Source organism: Candidatus Merdisoma sp. JLR.KK006, from assembly GCF_036941035.1.
Classification (GTDB): Bacteria; Bacillota; Clostridia; order Lachnospirales; family Lachnospiraceae; genus Laedolimicola.
The window spans coordinates 101,533-116,810 of record NZ_JAYMNS010000009.1; the positions used below are offsets into that span (position 1 = coordinate 101,533).

Annotated in this window: 17 protein-coding genes and 1 pseudogene; 11 read left to right on the plus strand and 7 right to left on the minus strand. The window is 48.1% G+C overall.

Going from position 1 to position 15,278, the window contains the following annotated elements:
• Positions 1-73: 73 nt before the first annotated feature.
• The 6 genes from VSQ61_RS09595 to VSQ61_RS09620 form a co-directional block, all read right to left on the minus strand.
• Positions 74-256 carry a hypothetical protein gene (locus tag VSQ61_RS09595; protein WP_334344216.1) on the minus strand — a complete coding sequence of 61 codons (183 nt, stop codon included), beginning with the start codon at positions 254-256 and terminating at the stop codon, positions 74-76.
• 201 nt (positions 257-457) lie between these two features.
• Positions 458-805 carry a replication initiator protein A gene (locus VSQ61_RS09600; protein WP_334344217.1) on the minus strand — a complete coding sequence of 116 codons (348 nt, stop codon included), beginning with the start codon at positions 803-805 and terminating at the stop codon, positions 458-460.
• A 149-nt stretch (positions 806-954) separates the two neighbouring features.
• The gene (locus tag VSQ61_RS09605; protein WP_334344218.1) at positions 955-1,323 is read right to left on the minus strand and encodes a cysteine-rich VLP domain-containing protein; all 369 of its coding nucleotides are present in this window, start codon (positions 1,321-1,323) and stop codon (positions 955-957) included.
• Positions 1,324-1,710: 387 nt separating this feature from the next.
• Positions 1,711-2,109, minus strand: coding sequence for an RNA polymerase sigma factor (locus VSQ61_RS09610; RefSeq protein WP_334344219.1), 399 nt, complete (start codon positions 2,107-2,109; stop codon positions 1,711-1,713).
• Between the two features lie 378 nt (positions 2,110-2,487).
• Entirely contained in the window at positions 2,488-2,685 is a 198-nt protein-coding gene (locus tag VSQ61_RS09615) for a cysteine-rich KTR domain-containing protein (RefSeq protein WP_334344220.1), read from the minus strand.
• A gap of 18 nt (positions 2,686-2,703) precedes the next feature.
• Complete coding sequence (locus VSQ61_RS09620) at positions 2,704-4,080, minus strand: MATE family efflux transporter (RefSeq protein ID WP_334344221.1); 1,377 nt, start codon at positions 4,078-4,080, stop codon at positions 2,704-2,706.
• 120 nt (positions 4,081-4,200) lie between these two features.
• Between VSQ61_RS09620 and VSQ61_RS09625 the strand changes: the two genes are divergently transcribed.
• The 6 genes and pseudogenes from VSQ61_RS09625 (at position 4,201) to VSQ61_RS09650 (ending at position 11,000) form a co-directional block, all read left to right on the plus strand.
• A complete protein-coding gene (locus VSQ61_RS09625; RefSeq protein ID WP_334344222.1) occupies positions 4,201-4,725 on the plus strand; it encodes a PadR family transcriptional regulator in 525 nt (174 codons plus the stop codon).
• Positions 4,726-4,882: 157 nt separating this feature from the next.
• A pseudogene (locus tag VSQ61_RS09630) lies at positions 4,883-5,548 on the plus strand (1-phosphofructokinase family hexose kinase); the annotation flags it as partial.
• 465 nt (positions 5,549-6,013) lie between these two features.
• A complete protein-coding gene (locus tag VSQ61_RS09635; protein WP_334344223.1) occupies positions 6,014-7,282 on the plus strand; it encodes a zinc-binding dehydrogenase in 1,269 nt (422 codons plus the stop codon).
• Between the two features lie 54 nt (positions 7,283-7,336).
• Complete coding sequence (locus tag VSQ61_RS09640) at positions 7,337-8,098, plus strand: DeoR/GlpR family DNA-binding transcription regulator (RefSeq protein ID WP_334344224.1); 762 nt, start codon at positions 7,337-7,339, stop codon at positions 8,096-8,098.
• A 384-nt stretch (positions 8,099-8,482) separates the two neighbouring features.
• Positions 8,483-10,345 (plus strand): PTS mannitol transporter subunit IICBA, encoded by a 1,863-nt coding sequence (locus VSQ61_RS09645; RefSeq protein ID WP_334344225.1) that lies wholly within the window; start codon positions 8,483-8,485, stop codon positions 10,343-10,345.
• Positions 10,346-10,583: 238 nt separating this feature from the next.
• On the plus strand, positions 10,584-11,000 hold the full coding sequence (locus VSQ61_RS09650; RefSeq protein ID WP_334344226.1) for a hypothetical protein: 417 nt from the start codon (positions 10,584-10,586) through the stop codon (positions 10,998-11,000).
• 7 nt (positions 11,001-11,007) lie between these two features.
• Here VSQ61_RS09650 and VSQ61_RS09655 read toward each other — a convergent pair whose 3' ends face one another.
• Positions 11,008-11,523, minus strand: coding sequence for a helix-turn-helix domain-containing protein (locus VSQ61_RS09655; RefSeq protein WP_334344227.1), 516 nt, complete (start codon positions 11,521-11,523; stop codon positions 11,008-11,010).
• Positions 11,524-11,852: 329 nt separating this feature from the next.
• Between VSQ61_RS09655 and VSQ61_RS09660 the strand changes: the two genes are divergently transcribed.
• The 5 genes from VSQ61_RS09660 (at position 11,853) to VSQ61_RS09680 (ending at position 15,041) form a co-directional block, all read left to right on the plus strand.
• Complete coding sequence (locus VSQ61_RS09660; protein ID WP_334344228.1) at positions 11,853-12,065, plus strand: hypothetical protein; 213 nt, start codon at positions 11,853-11,855, stop codon at positions 12,063-12,065.
• Between the two features lie 251 nt (positions 12,066-12,316).
• Positions 12,317-12,733 (plus strand): SseB family protein, encoded by a 417-nt coding sequence (locus VSQ61_RS09665; protein WP_334344229.1) that lies wholly within the window; start codon positions 12,317-12,319, stop codon positions 12,731-12,733.
• A 102-nt stretch (positions 12,734-12,835) separates the two neighbouring features.
• A complete protein-coding gene (locus VSQ61_RS09670; RefSeq protein ID WP_172540300.1) occupies positions 12,836-13,087 on the plus strand; it encodes a Smr/MutS family protein in 252 nt (83 codons plus the stop codon).
• Between the two features lie 176 nt (positions 13,088-13,263).
• Positions 13,264-13,929 carry a response regulator transcription factor gene (locus tag VSQ61_RS09675; protein ID WP_334344230.1) on the plus strand — a complete coding sequence of 222 codons (666 nt, stop codon included), beginning with the start codon at positions 13,264-13,266 and terminating at the stop codon, positions 13,927-13,929.
• Complete coding sequence (locus tag VSQ61_RS09680) at positions 13,926-15,041, plus strand: sensor histidine kinase (protein WP_334344231.1); 1,116 nt, start codon at positions 13,926-13,928, stop codon at positions 15,039-15,041. Before VSQ61_RS09675 ends, VSQ61_RS09680 begins: the two co-directional genes overlap by 4 nt.
• Positions 15,042-15,278 lie beyond the last annotated feature (237 nt).

Genomic DNA, 15,278 nt, shown 5'->3' on the forward strand with positions numbered 1-15,278 from the left:
GAAAAGAAACGGAGCTGCTGACAGCTTCATTATACCGTCAGCAGCCCCGCAAATCAATCTCTATCTGAAAAAATCACGAGGTGGGCTTCTCCCTCTGCTGGTACTTGCGAAACACCTCGTAAAGCCGCTGCTCCAACTCCCGGCGTTTCGCCGCCTCCTGTTCCGGTGAGAGAATGGGCGTGAGGTTTTCCAGCGGGATTTCCCGGCCCTGGAAAGTCGCGATCTCGATCTGCGTCTTGTAGCTGATATGCTCCATAGGCAACTCCTTGTTTTCAAAATTTTTATAGTGGACATTTGTCCGAAAAGTGGGCACTATTTACTCACACTCGTTTTATTTATACTTGTTATTGTTCTTATAGTTCTTATTAGGGGCCAGGTTTTTTGCCTGCGTCAGCCGGGTTTCTGCCCTATTACAAGAACAGTTTTCCGGCCATGGTGAAGGACAAATTTTTATCCATCAGGGGCGGCTAAATTTTTGTCCATCAGGCAGTTTCACATAGATATGATTGGGCTTGGAAAACTGCTGCCGTTTGCGCTCAATCAGACCCGCCGCCTCCAACTCAGCCAATACATTCTTGGCAGTGGTCATGCTCTTGCCGAGCATTTCGGCTATCTTCTCAATCGGGAATATGATATAAACTCTCCCAGCCTTGTCCGTCCACCCGTTAAGCTGGGACAGCCGCGCCCGGTCAAGCAAAAGGGCATAGGCCAGCTTGGCGGTAAGGGTCAAGTCCATGTCCATCAGGAACCAGGGGAAGAAGAAATAGGGCGGCAATTCGGTGGTTATCTTTATGTAGTCAGTCATGGTATTAGCCTCCTTAGTATGGGGCTGTCAGACCGCCGCTGTGGGCCGTTAGAGGCCCGTTTTCGGGGTCGGGAAGGAAATGTATTAGGCCCCCTTTGAGGGCGGTCTTGAAAGCCCTGATATTACTGCGTTTTCAGCGGGTACTTTTTCTACACATCAGCCCGGTTTTTCCTGGCCCATGTGCGTTTGCTCCGTTTCGCCCGTTCTGCGGCACAGGTGGAGCAATAGAGCGTGTTGTGCTTGGGCGGGGCAAATGTCCTTCCGCACTCCCGACACCGCCGCCGTCTGACAGAGGGGGCCGGGAACAGGGCAGCACATAGTCCCGGGGCCAAGGGAAGGACGGCTATGCGGAACCATTTGCAGATTACGGAATAGGTGATACTCTGCGGACAGATACATTCCTCGCCACCATCCAGGAGCAGGCAGTTTCCGCAATCATAGTTGCAGCATTTCCGTACCAGCCTCCGGGCCGCGCGGTACTGCTGATAGGTCATGTGAGGGATTTCGGGCGCTGTCATTTCACACGCTCTCCCGGCAAAATCCTAAAAACGTCAATTTGGCGTTTTTAACGTGAGCGCCAATCTGGCGTTGACGATACCTGACCCGCAGGAAAGGAACAGACGCGAAGCGGGTGTTCCTTTCCTGCGGGTGCGCAAGGGGGTTGGGGAGTGCAACTCCCCATCGCGTCCGAAGGACGCAACGCCCCCGGCAGGGCGCACGACACCGGAACGGTGTATAAGTGCGCCGTAAGAAACGGACGCACTCCTGCTGAAGCTGATTTGCTGCTGACATTCTGACCTCCTTGGCATAGGAGAAACAAGCCACCGAAGCAGCTTGTCCCTCCCGGTGATAGGGCGATTGCCCCTCACCTGGTAGCCATCATGCCGGGGTGATCGTCAGGGCGGTCAACAGTAAAATTTGAAAAACTTTTTCCGAACACCCTCGATGCTTTCATGGACTGCGGCCTTGGAGCAGCCGCACAGATGCCCAATTTCCACATAGCTGTAATCGTACAGCGCATAGAGCAGAAACCGCTCCCGCTGGGTCTTGGTACAGAGGGCCAGCACCGCCATAATTTCATCCAGCGTCTCCCGCTGGCAGACCAATTCCTCCGGGGTGGCGCAGTAGGGCAGAACGCCCTGGGCGGCAATTATGTATTCGTCACACTCGCGCCCGTCCCAATGCCGCCGCTGTTCCCGGTCAAGGCTCCGCTCGGTGCGCTTGACCAGTTCCCAAAATTCCTCAAGGGTGGCGGCGTCCTCATAGGTCATCTTGCGGCTGTATCTCTTGATGGTGATTTCCATCTTGTTGTCCTCCTGTTCAGATTTGGGGTAAGCGAAATCTGAACAGGAGGGGCGGGCCGCGACACCGGGGCTGGATGGGACAGCCCTCCGAAAAAGCAAAAACGCCCGAACAGCACAAGGCTGTTCGGGCGTTGGGGGTGGCGATATGGGCAGACAAAAAACTACTATTTTCGCAAGCTTGGGTAGGGGATGCCGCTGTGAGGATTAGGCTTTTTTTGATATGTACCTATCTGTTTGCAATCGCATGGCGGCATCCTCCTATTGCCGCCAAAACACAAAAAGCGACGGCTCTGATTTCTCAAAGCCGCCGCTCTTTATCGGACATAGCCACGACTTTTCAAATGCAAAGCCGATAACCATGGGGAAGGTTCCCATATGTTACCGGCTCTGCGTCTGTGCGTCTGGCTCTATGATGGACGTATTCAGTTGTCGGACGCTGATTAACATTTCCTGCTTGCATTTGGGACAATACAACGGAAATCTTTCAAGCACTGTATCTACGTATACTTTTATTCGGGTCTTTCCGCCGCAGGCAGGACAGCATATCCAGTGAGAACAATTTTGTGTTGCGTTCATTTGCACCACCTTATGTTATCAATGCTTCTGGGGATGAGTGGAAACATGGGTTTCTGCTATCCGCAGTTCCCCGTGCAGACGAACCGCCATTACTGCGGTGACAATCGCTGAAATAATATCCGCTATCGGCTGTGCGTAGAGAACACCGCTTAATCCCCAAACCGCTGGAAGTATCAGAATAGCAGGAACAAAACAAATTCCCTGACGGCAAGCGCCGAGGATGCAGCCCTCTGTGGCCTTTCCCATCACAAGGAACAGGAAGGAATAGACTGTGTAAAAACCAAAAAGGACAAAAGAGAGGCCGTTTGCCCGTAACGCAGTAGAACCGACACGAACCATCTCCGCATCTTCTTTTGTGAAAAGGGATACAATCTGCGTAGAGAATACAGCGGCAAAAACACCAAAAATCACGCAAAAGGCAGTAGACCAGAGGATAGCAGTTTTGATAGCTTCTCGTAGCCGGTCAAACTTTTTTGCCCCATAGCTAAATCCGGCGATAGGCTGAAAGCCTTTCAGAAAACCAAACACGATCAATGTCCCCATGGACATGATTTTTGTGACCGGCCCCATTGCGGCCAGTGCGGAGCCTCCGTATTCCTTGGCGGCACTGTTTATCATGCTGATGGAAAGGCTGGTCAAAAGTTGGAAAATCAACGTGGGAATACCGATTTTCAATATTTCGGACATAATCTCTTTTGTTAAGCAACATTCTTTAATGCTGAAGCTGAACACGCTCTTTTTCCGGAGTATGTAATACACATAAACCAATGTGGAAACGATTTGGGAAATCGCTGTCGCAATCGCCGCGCCAGCTACGCCGAGGTTCAGCACGTAGATGAAAACAGGGTCTAATATCACATTCAGCACCGCGCCAGCCATCAGCGCACACATAGCCGTTTTCGCCGCGCCCTCGCTGGAAACGATATTGTTCATGGTGACGTTGAACACGTTGAAAATGGAGAACACGATATAGATGCGGGTGTAGGTAATCGCATAAGGCATCACGCTTTCGATTGCGCCAACTTGTTTCAAAATCGGTTCCAGAAAGATAACAGAGAGCAGAATCACAACTGCGCCAATGGAAACGCCGCTGTAAATGGCTGTACTCGCTACCTTGTTCGCCGTATCCTTGTCGCCCCGGCCCAGCAGCCTGGAGAGATAGGCGGCAGCGCCGTTTCCGAATAGCAGGCCCAGGCCAACAACAATCTGTCCCAGGGGAAAGGCGACCGTGACCGCGCCCATCTGGTCGGTTCCCAGCCTACCTACAAAATAGGTATCTACCAGATTGTAAAGGGCGTTAATGAGCATACCAATCATCGTTGGGATGCCCAGCGCCAGGAGAGCTTTGGGAATTGGCGCACTCCCCAGAAGCGCCATTTTTTTGTTTCCGTCCATAAATTGCTCCTTTCTCTTGACAGCCAGTGTAATGCGAAGTACTATACTTTATAGTAGCTGCCAGTCAACACATACTACTATAATTTATAGTACTTGTCAAGTGCGAAAGGGGAAATCTTCATGGCAACAATAGATTTGATTGTCCTTGGGATGCTTAAAAAGCAGCCGTTGAGTGCCTACGACATTCAAAAGCTGGTAGAATACCGCAATATTTCAAAATGGGTAAAAATCAGTACACCGTCTATCTACAAAAAGGTCATTCAGTTAGAGGAAAAGGGGCTGCTCCAAAGTGTCCCCATGCGGGAAAATAATATGCCGGAAAAAGCGGTGTACTCGCTGACGGCCAGCGGTGAACAGGAATTTGAACGGCTGATGGGGGAACTCTCCGCCCAGCCTATCCGTATGTTCCTGGATTTCAATGCTGTGATTGTAAATTTGGACAACGTTCCTTTGGAAATGCAAAAATCCTGCGTTGACAGCATTGAAAAAAATATGCAGGATTTGAAAACATATCTGGAAGAAAACCTTCGAGAAAAAGAAAATGCGCCGGAGGTTCCCGAAATCGGTATGGCGGTTTTGCGTCAGCAATTTGTCTTAGCTGAAACGATTGGAATTTGGATTGAGGAATTGAAAAAGCGATTTTAGAGACTAATTTTCAAACGCACAAAAGGGGCAGGAAACCACGCATTATTGTGGTTTCCTGCCCCTTTTTCTATTATTTCATAGTGCAAGTGCAAAATGTCAGCAGCCCGCTTCACAATTTAATTTGTGGTCTTGTCCATATCAGTGAGAGACACGAACCAACCTGAAAGTCATCGACCCGGCCAACCATACCAACACCGATCTCAACGAACCGGGTGTCACCGTATCCGAAGAAATCCTGAACGGCCTTTTACAGGAGCTGCTGCTGGAGGTAAATGAGGGAGATATTGTAGTATTATCCGGCAGCCTGCCAAAAGGTTCCCCCAAGGATACCTATGCCGTCTGGGTGAGAGCCTGTAAGAAAGCAGGAGCCAAGGTAATTCTGGATGCGGACGGAGAGTTGTTAGCGGAGGGCCTGAAAGCATCCCCTTACCTCATAAAACCCAACAACCACGAGCTCTCAGCACTCATAGGAGAAAAGCTGGAAACACCAGAGGAATTAGAAAAGGCTGCCCGTGACTTAATGGAAAAACACACCATAGCAAAAATCGTAATATCCATGGGAGGCGCCGGAGCCCTGTACATAACAGAGGAAGAAACCCTCTACGCCGAAGGCTTAAAGGTCCCGGTAAAAAGCACCGTAGGAGCCGGAGACAGCGTAGTAGCAGCCTTAGCCATATCCGAGGAAACAGGAAAGAGCTTAGAAGATACCGTACGCCTCTCCACCGCCACCGGAGCCGCCAACGTTATGTGTAGCGGAACCCAAGCCGCCGAATACGACACCATCAAAACCCTGATACCCAAAGTCATATTCCGCAGGCTGTAACTAGTACAACGAATATTAAGTTATTGGCAGTTTGACTTGCCTATTTTCCTGATAGCACTACTCCCCAAGCCTCGCCGTAGCCACCGCTACGACTGCGTTTGTGAAGCAGCACTCTCAAAAAAATATTCTGCGTCAAACTATCCAAAACTTAATTTTCGTTGTACTAGTAGTCCATACTGAAAACCCTTGTGCAAATATTTCAGTCCATTTTCCCAATTGCACAAGCCCAGAATACTCAGTACAGCCCGCCCCACCAAAATAGCAACAATTTTTGGCAAAACGCCCCCGCCAAAGCCAGCCGCCAGGCAGAAAATGATCTACCTGCCAGGCGTGTTAGCTCTCTGAGCGGAGCAGGGCAGGTAGATCATTTTCTGCCTGGCGGCGTCCCCTTTAGAAAAACCGTCCCCCCAAAAACTGTTGCAATCACCCCCAAATTAAAATATCATAAAGAAAGGAACTTTTATTATGAAAGCAAAAGCAGTAAGATTACACGGAGCCAACGATTTAAGACTGGATGAGTTCGAACTCCCGGAGATCACCGATGACGAAATCCTCGTCAAAGTCGTATCCGACAGCATCTGCATGTCCACCTACAAATGCGCCATCCTGGGTGCCGATCACAAGCGTGTCCACGATGACGTAGCAGACCATCCCGCCATCATGGGCCATGAATTTGCAGGAGACATCGTAAAGGTAGGCAAAAATCATCAGGACAAATTCAAACCCGGAATGAAATTTACCCTGCAGCCGGCCCTGAATTACAAGGGAACCATGTGGAGCCCGGGATACTCCTACGAATTCTTCGGCGGAGACTGCACCTACTGCATCCTCCCCGCAGAGGTAATGGAGCTTAACTGCCTCTTCGAGTACACCGGCCGTGCCTACTATGAAGCATCCTTAGCAGAGCCCATGTCCTGCAGCATCGGCGCATTTAACGCAGCCTACCACACAAAAATGGGCGTTTACACCCACGAAATGGGAATCAAAGAGGGCGGAAAGCTGGCTATCATGGCAGGCGCAGGCCCCATGGGACTTGGCGCTCTCACCTATGCCCTCCATCGGGATGCACGTTCCTCCATGGTAGTTGTAACTGACGTAAATGCGGAGCGTCTGGCCCGTGCAGAAGAGCTGTTCCCTGTAGAGGAGGCAAAAAAAGAGGGCATTGAGCTCCACTTTGTAAATATGAGCGATTACGAAGATCCGGTAGCAAAGCTTCGTGAGATTTCTGGCGGAACCGGTTTTGATGACGTATTCTGCTATGCGCCGGTTGCCGTAGTCATTCAGCAGTCCAGTGAAATTCTGGGCCGTGACGGTTGTCTGAACTTCTTTGCGGGTCCTACGGACAACAAGTTCAGTGCAACCATGAACTTTTATGACGTACACTACAACTCCACCCATGTTATGGGAACTACCGGCGGAAACACGGACGATATGCTGGAATCCTTAAAGCTTACGGCAGCAGGACGCATCAATCCGGCCGTTATGGTAACACACATCGGGGGCCTGGATGCCGTAGTGGATACCACCCTGAACCTGCCGAAGATTCCGGGCGGCAAAAAGCTCATTTACACCCACTTGACTATGCCCCTCACCGCCCTGACCGAGCTTCGCACAAAGGGCGAGGCCCAGAAAGATAAGCGTCTGGTTGCTTTGGCGGACATTGTAGATGCACATCAGGGCTTATGGTGCCCGGAGGCAGAGGAATATTTATTTCAAAACTTTATCACCGAATAAAACCGTCAAGGGCTCCGGTCCGTGAGCTACTTGGCCCGGACTGGAGGAATGAATATGGATTCAATGGAAACACGAAGAAATGCCATTGTAGATTTGATTAATGAAAACGGAACCATCAGCTTTTCCCAGCTTAAGGATGCATTTCCGAATGTATCGGAAATGACCCTGCGCACGGACTTAAAGCTTCTGGATGAGGCAAAACGAATCTTAAGGATACATGGAGGGGCAAAATCCGTTCAGGTGATCATCGGCACCGATGATTTTCTGCATAAAAAATCTGTCCGCAATATTCCGGAGAAACAGAAGATTGCGGAGAAGGCATTGACCCTGTTGCGGCCGGATACCACTGTATTTCTGGATTCCGGCAGTACGACCACGGTGTTTGCACGGCAATTTCCCGATCAGTCCAATCTGATCTACACCACAGGCTTAAGCTGTGCCACGGAGCTTGCCAATCTGTCCTGGCCTACAGTTATGCTTCCTGGCGGGAAGCTGAACCGCTATAGTCAAAGCGTTTTTGGCTTTTCTGCCATCAAGGAGCTGGAGGGTGTGAACTTTCATCAGGTGTTCCTGGGCATTACAGGCTATCACACGACCGCAGGCTTTAGCTGCGGCATCCGGGATGAAGCGATTCTCAAAAAAACCGCAATCCGGCAGTCGGATCAGGTAATTGTACTGATGGATTCCAGCAAGCTTGGACTGAAATCCAGCTTTCACATCTGCGGTTTGGAAGAGATTGACATCGTAGTTTCGGACGGGAAGCTTCCGCAGGAATTTCTGGAGGAATGCAGGAAGCATCAGGTGGAGGTATTGTAAAAAACGTGTTTTCATTGTTCGTCCTATAAAATGGAAAGAGGTTGCAAAACTGGAATCAGCAACCTCAGGACAGTGCCAGAAGGATTTACGGACAGATGTTCTTGTGGCCGGAAATGCTTCTAGGTAAATGGTACTGGGAAGAGGTTGCGGAACTTAAATCAGTAATATCCTGTCAGTGCACAGATCGATTTACAGACACATCTCTTTGTGGCTGGAAATTGATCTAGATAAGGGTGTACGGACAGGATATTACGGGACTTTAAATCAGTAATATTCTGTCAGTGCACAGATCAATTTACAGACACATCTCTTTGTGGCTGGAAATTGATCTAGATAAGGGTGTACGGACAGGATATTACGGGACTTTAAATAGGAGGGACTACTTTGAAGAATAAAGTACAGCGTTTTGGCAAATTTTTATCAGCTATGGTTATGCCGAACATCGGCGCACTGATTGCTTTTGGTTTTCTTGCTGCATTATTTATAGATACTGGCTGGATTCCCAACAAGGGCTTCAACAGTATGGTCGGCCCCATGCTGACTTATCTGATACCGATTCTGATTGCATCCACCGGCGGCCGTATGATTGGCGGAGACAGAGGCCGGGTGGTTGGAGCTATCGCTGTCATTGGTGCCATTTTAAGCAATACGGATATTACCATGCTTATGGCGGCAATGGTAATGGGGCCTTTGGCGGGCTTCTGCGTTAAGAAGTTTGACCAGTTTATGGAAGGCCATATGCCTGCCGGCTTTGAGATGCTGATTAATAACTTTTCCGCCGGCATTCTGGGTATGCTGCTGGCTATGCTGGGTTACATACTGATTGGACCGATTATGAGCGGCATTCTGGCAGTTCTTGCCGCAGGAGTTACATTTTTGGTAGAACACAGCCTGCTTCCCGTGGCGGCCGTATTCATTGAACCTGCAAAGGTCCTGTTTTTGAATAATGCGATTAACCATGGTGTATTTACACCCATTGCAACGCTTCAGGCGGCAGATGCGGGAAAATCCATTATGTATATGCTGGAGGCAAATCCGGGCCCGGGCCTTGGCGTTCTCTTGGCCTACATGTTCTTCTGCAAGGATAAGACAACAAAGGATTCCGCTCCGGGTGCGGTCGTCATCCATCTCTTAGGCGGTATCCATGAGATTTATTTCCCATATATTCTAATGAATCCACTTGTTATCATTGCTCCCATTCTGGGAAATATGGCAGCGATTCTCTGGTACACCATCACGGGCGCAGGACTGGTCGGTCCCGCATCACCGGGCTCCATTATTGCTTACCTGATGATGACGCCGGGTTCGGATATGGTAAAGGTGATTGTGGGCGTTCTGATTGCCGCAGGTGTTTCCTTTGCGGTGGCCTCTCCACTTGTAAAGATGGCAGGCGGCAAGAGCCTGGAGGAAGCTCAGAGTGAGATGGCGGCCAGAAAAGCAGAAGCCAAAGGGCAGGCAGTAGTTCCGGGTACCATTGAGAAAGCTTCGGCTGTTAAAAAGATTGTTTTTGCCTGTGACGCAGGCATGGGTTCCTCCGCTATGGGCGCAACCAAGTTCCGCAACCGCATCAAGGGCAACCGCCCGGATATTACAGTAATTAATACCTCTGTGGATAATATTCCCGGAGACTGCGATATTGCGGTAGTGCAGACTACTTTGGCTGAACGGGCAAAGAAGTCAGCGCCCCAGGCACAGCTTATTACTATCGGGAACTTCCTGGCAGATCCGGCGCTGGACGCTCTGTATGTACAGCTGACCACAGGAGATCAGCCGGCGGCGCCTGCAGGAGAGAACACGGATATTGTGATTCCGGATGTGCCCATTAAGAAAAATATTCTTGTGGAAGAGGGCATCAAGCTGGGACAAAAGCCTGTGACAAAGGAAGAAGCTATCCAGGCGGCAGGTGAGCTGTTGGAGAAGCTTGGCTATGTAGACGGGACCTATGTGGCAGCTATGCAGGAGAGAGAAAAGCTTGTTACTACCTACATGGGGATGGGAGTTGCCATTCCTCATGGAACGACCCAGGCAAAGGGCACGGTGAAGAAGAGCGGTATTGTATTCTTCCAGTATCCCGAGGGTGTTGATTTTGGAGATGAGAAAGCTCAGCTTGTGTTTGGTATTGCAGGTGTGGGCGATGAGCATCTGGATCTTTTAGGAAATCTGTGTACGCTTTTGGAGGATGAGGCAAGATTGGAAACCTTGAAGACTACAGATGATGAGGCATGGGTATTGGAGCAGTTGGCGTAAGCATAAATTTATATGGATAAAAATAAATGGCTCTCGGAGGATGTCCGAGGGCATTTATTATGGAAAAAAACGAGAAATAGAATCTTCTATTTCTACAAGATAGTGGTTTACCAGCCCTCAAGTACATTATATAATCATTTTAAATGGGATGCACGTCAATAAGCGGACATGATACCCCATTTGCAACACAGCAAAGTTACGGAGTAATTGTTTCTCACAGGAATAGGGGGAAATGCATATGGCATATGATTTGGAAAAAGAAAAAAGAGAAGCAATCGCCGCAGGATACCGGGCTCTCAACAGTCTCAGGACTGCGCAGAACGATTTGAACAGTGCAAAAAGTTGGGGCCTATGGGATATGTTTGGCGGAGGATTTTTTTCTACTATGATCAAGCGTTCCAAAATGGATGCTGCAAAACAAAATATGGATCAGGCAAAATACGAACTTCAAAATTTCAGCCGGGAATTGAGAGATGTAAGCATCTCTTATAATCTGGAGATGGAAACGGGAGATTTTCTTTCCTTTGCAGACTGGTTCTTTGACGGATTTTTTGTAGACTGGATGGTTCAGGACAGGATCAACAATGCAAGGGTCCAGGTTGCGGAAGCCATCCGGCAGGTTGAAAATATCTTAAGACGGCTGCAGAGCTTTTAAGTAGCCATTATTTTAATCGCTCTTTTTCTGCATTTAATAACGCAATATTTATGTTATTTTCGCTGGCGGTTTTATCCACCCACAGATTCAGGGAATCAACGGCAAGGGATACCTCATCCAGCTTTTTACTGATAAATGCAAAGTCCCTGATCTCGTCATCCGTTATCTTTCCATCCCGGGCAATCTGGATAAGGCGGCCGGTTAAGGGATTGATCTCGTTTAAGCTGGCGATGGTTTCTAAAATGATATTGGATAACTCCGACACCTCGATTTCCGGAACATAGCGGGCGCCGATGGTACATTTATGGGAACAGTAGTAATTGCACAGGTCCGGCCTTTTGTAGCAATCTGCCATTTGAACAATATCATAAGGCGTGGGTTCCTGCAGCTCGTATTCGATTTTTTCAATTCTGGAGGCAGAGATGCCCGCCATCTTCTCGCTGGCCTTTTCACGTGTCAGGCCCTGTTCTTCCCGGCAGAGCTGATAAATGTTTTTATTTTCCCGTACGGATTGTTTGCCCATAAGAAATTACTCCCTTATCTCTCGAAAGTTGGGAAATATACCAGGCTATATCCCTTTACCCGGTGTGTATTTTTACCCTATTCCCCATTATACTGAAAACATGCGGAAACGGCAAGTAAATATGAAATGGGATGAGCGAATGGGTACGGAAAAACGGATGCGGTTAATTCGGATACTTGAAAAAATGGAGCAGAATCCGGAATTCAGCAAAAAAATAGGAATCAGAAATAAATCGGATTTCAGGCAGGATAAGAGCTGAGAGAGCGTTTCCGGAATACTTAGCTCATTTTAGTGAGCCAGCGGTGCGGGCTGGCAGATGGAGGTTAAAGATGTTATCGTTGTTATTTGCAATATGTATGATTTGGTTTTTTGGAAAATTATTTTTGTTTGGTCTTAAAGCGACTTGGGGAATAACGAAGTTTTTGGTGACCATTGTGCTGCTGCCGCTGATATTAATTATAATGGCTGTCAGTGGGATGCTTTATGCAGCTTTTTTCATTTTGCTTGTGGGAGGTATTGCAGCAGGCATCAGCAAAAATTAGGGAATATTACAGGGAAGCCAGCCGGGATGTGATTTTGTTACGTTCAGGCTGGCATTCATATTTATCAATACTTTGTAGTTCTCATTATTAAATATAAAAAGAGTAAAGATTATTTGCAATATCTATGATATAATCTTGTGGGTGGAACGAGAAAACCGGAATTGCTGCTGTGCGGGAAATTGAGCGGCGAACAATTCAGGGGTCATGCCGCCGCTTAAGGCGGATAATACAAGACAGAATAAGGGGGAAACATGAGTCAGATACTGGATGAACATTTACAGAAAAATGAGAAAATAGAAAGAGCAATCGCAGATTTGCAGCAGGAACCAACACAGGAGATGCTGGCACATGTGCTGACGGTTATTCGCCGACGGATGAATGATGGAGGCCAGTTGGTTGTTGCGGTGGATGTGTCAAAAGGGAATGCTCAGATGAATGCACAGGCCATTAAAACAGAGGATGGAGGCGTCTGGTGGTCTGCCTTTACCAGCTTTGAGGAGGAAATGAGAGGAAACAGCCGTGTGATGTCTGCTTTTTTGGGAAGCATGAAACAACTGTTTGAGATAGCTCTAAGGACCGATGGAATCAATGGTATCATCATCAATCCCTTTAATCGGACTATTATGCTGGATAAGGAATTAATAGGGATTATTCTGGGAGAGAACTGATTTGAAAGAACAGTATGGCATGGCAGATTTATCTGCATGGTTTAGAGTAAGCATGGGGTTGCAGAAAAAGTCTGCGAAGCTTTTTTAAGGAGAATGGTTCATATGCTGTCAGGAATTATTGAAATTGATGTTCATGGAAAAAATGTTGAGGAAGCATTTAAGGAAATAAGAAAACAGTTGAACAGGGCAAATGCAAGTGTATATCGGATTCGGGTTATACATGGATATCACGGAGGTACCAGAATCCGTGATGGCATTCGGGAAGAATTTGGATATGAAAGGGAGCCGAAAATAAAACGCATTACAATGGGGGACAACCCTGGGATTACGGAGTTGGTGCTGCGGGAGTTATAAGGAAAGAAGATGTGAAAAAAGCAGGAGATAAGCAATGTCATTAAGTTAAGCTTCAAAAATTGACCGGCGTAGGGGAGGAGGGCCGCCCCTTTAAGGGGTGGCGGTTCTTGCCCGAAGCCTTCACAAGCCTTTTGGTGCTTAACTTAATGACATTGGGAGATAAGGGGATTTATTATATGGCAGTTTTACTTATCGTGGAAGACGACAGAAAAACAAATGAAGCAATCTGTGAATACTTAAGCTTGGCAGGGCATGATATCATTCCTGCCTATGACGGCGCTGAGGCATTGGGGCTATTTGGCAGAGGAAATGTGGATCTTGTTGTACTGGACATTATGCTCCCAAAAGTATCAGGGCTTTCCATCCTGCATGAGATACGGCAAAAAAGTTCGGTCCCCGTCCTTATGCTTACGGCAGTTGAAGATGAATATACACAGGTGGCAAGCTTTGATGAACAGGCGGATGATTACATTACAAAGCCATTTTCCATGGTCCTGCTGGGACGGAGAATTACGGCCCTTTTGCGGCGGAGCGGGAAAGGGGCGGCATCGGATATTATGACCTTTGGGGATGTGACGGTGAATTTTCCCGGCTATACGGCAAAAGACCACAACGGAAAAATTGATATTACTCCAAAGGAGATAGAGCTTTTAAAGATGCTTGTGGAGCATAAGGGGCTGGTGCTTACCCGTTCCCAGATCCTGGACGACCTGTGGGGAGACAGTTATCCGATTATTGACCGGACGGTTGACACTTACATTAAAAATCTGCGTAAAAAGCTTCGGCTCAACTGCATTGTCACCGTCAAAGGCATAGGCTATAAATACGAGGAAGAGCAATGAAGCAGATGAAAATATTTCCGAAAACTTTTCTCTATACATTGGGATTGATGCTCTTTATTGTGGGGATTGCCCATCTGCTTCTCTATCTGTTTACGAAACCGGAATGGCTGGTAATCTCGATCAGCCCCCAGGATAACCAGTATTTCAACGCAAGCCTGAATGTGGCGGACTATGTTACGCAGGCCGTTCTTTGCGCCCTGCCCTTATCCCTTATCTGCTGCGTGGTTATTTCCATAGCCTGCTCCTTTGTGTTTTCACGGAAGATTACGGTTCCCATAAAACAGATGGGGGCAGTGACGGAACAGATGGCACAGATAGAAAAGGATGCCGCCTGCAAAATTGATTCAAAGGATGAAATAGGGATGCTGGCGGAGAACATCAACCATTTATACCGGAGTCTGCTGTCGGCTATGGAGAGCCTTGAGGCGGAAAAACGGCGTGTCAGTGAGAGCGAGAGGTCAAAGGCCGATTTCCTGCGGGCTGCTTCCCACGAATTGAAGACACCGGTTACGGCATTGAACGCCACATTGGAAAATATGATACTCGGTGTCGGGAAATACAAGGATTATGATACTTACCTGCCGGAGTGCAGGGAAATGACAGGACAGCTTGGGGATATGATACACGACATCCTTGAAACTTCAAAGGCGGGGATGTGTGCGGAAAATGAGACTGCAATAGAAGTTGACCTGTCAAAGCTGCTTTTCTCACTATGTGAGCCATATGCGCTGATTGCCAGGGCAAAAGGCGTGATCTTTCGGCTTGAGCTGCCGAACAGCTTTCAAAGGGTACTGCCGCCGCAGATGTTTAGGAAAGCAGTATCCAATATTCTTGCCAATGCCGTGGCATATACGGAGCCGGGCGGGAGGGTTTTGGCATTTTTTGACGGGCATGATTTTCTCATAGAAAATGAGTGCATCCCCATACCGGAAGAATCCCTGAGGCATATATTTGAGCCGTTTTACCGTCCTGATTTTGCCAGAGACTGGGATAAGGGCGGCAACGGGCTTGGGCTGTATATTGTTGATACATTATTAAAGGCAATGGACATTTCTTACTCATTCTGCCCTATGGAAGAACCACAGGGGATGAGATTTATCATTCATATGTAATTTTTTTTCTTTCACATAGATTTCATACTGGTTCCACATTGGGAAGCTATGATACCTTTGTCAGACGACGTACATCGGAAAACGTACATCAGGAAACGCAATGTCATTAAGTTAAGCTTCAGAAAACAACCGGCGTAGGGGAGGAGGGCCGCCCCTTTAAGGGGTGGCGGTTCTTGCCCGAAGCCTTCATAAACTTTTAGAGCTTAACTTAATGACATTGTCAGGAAACGGAGGTAT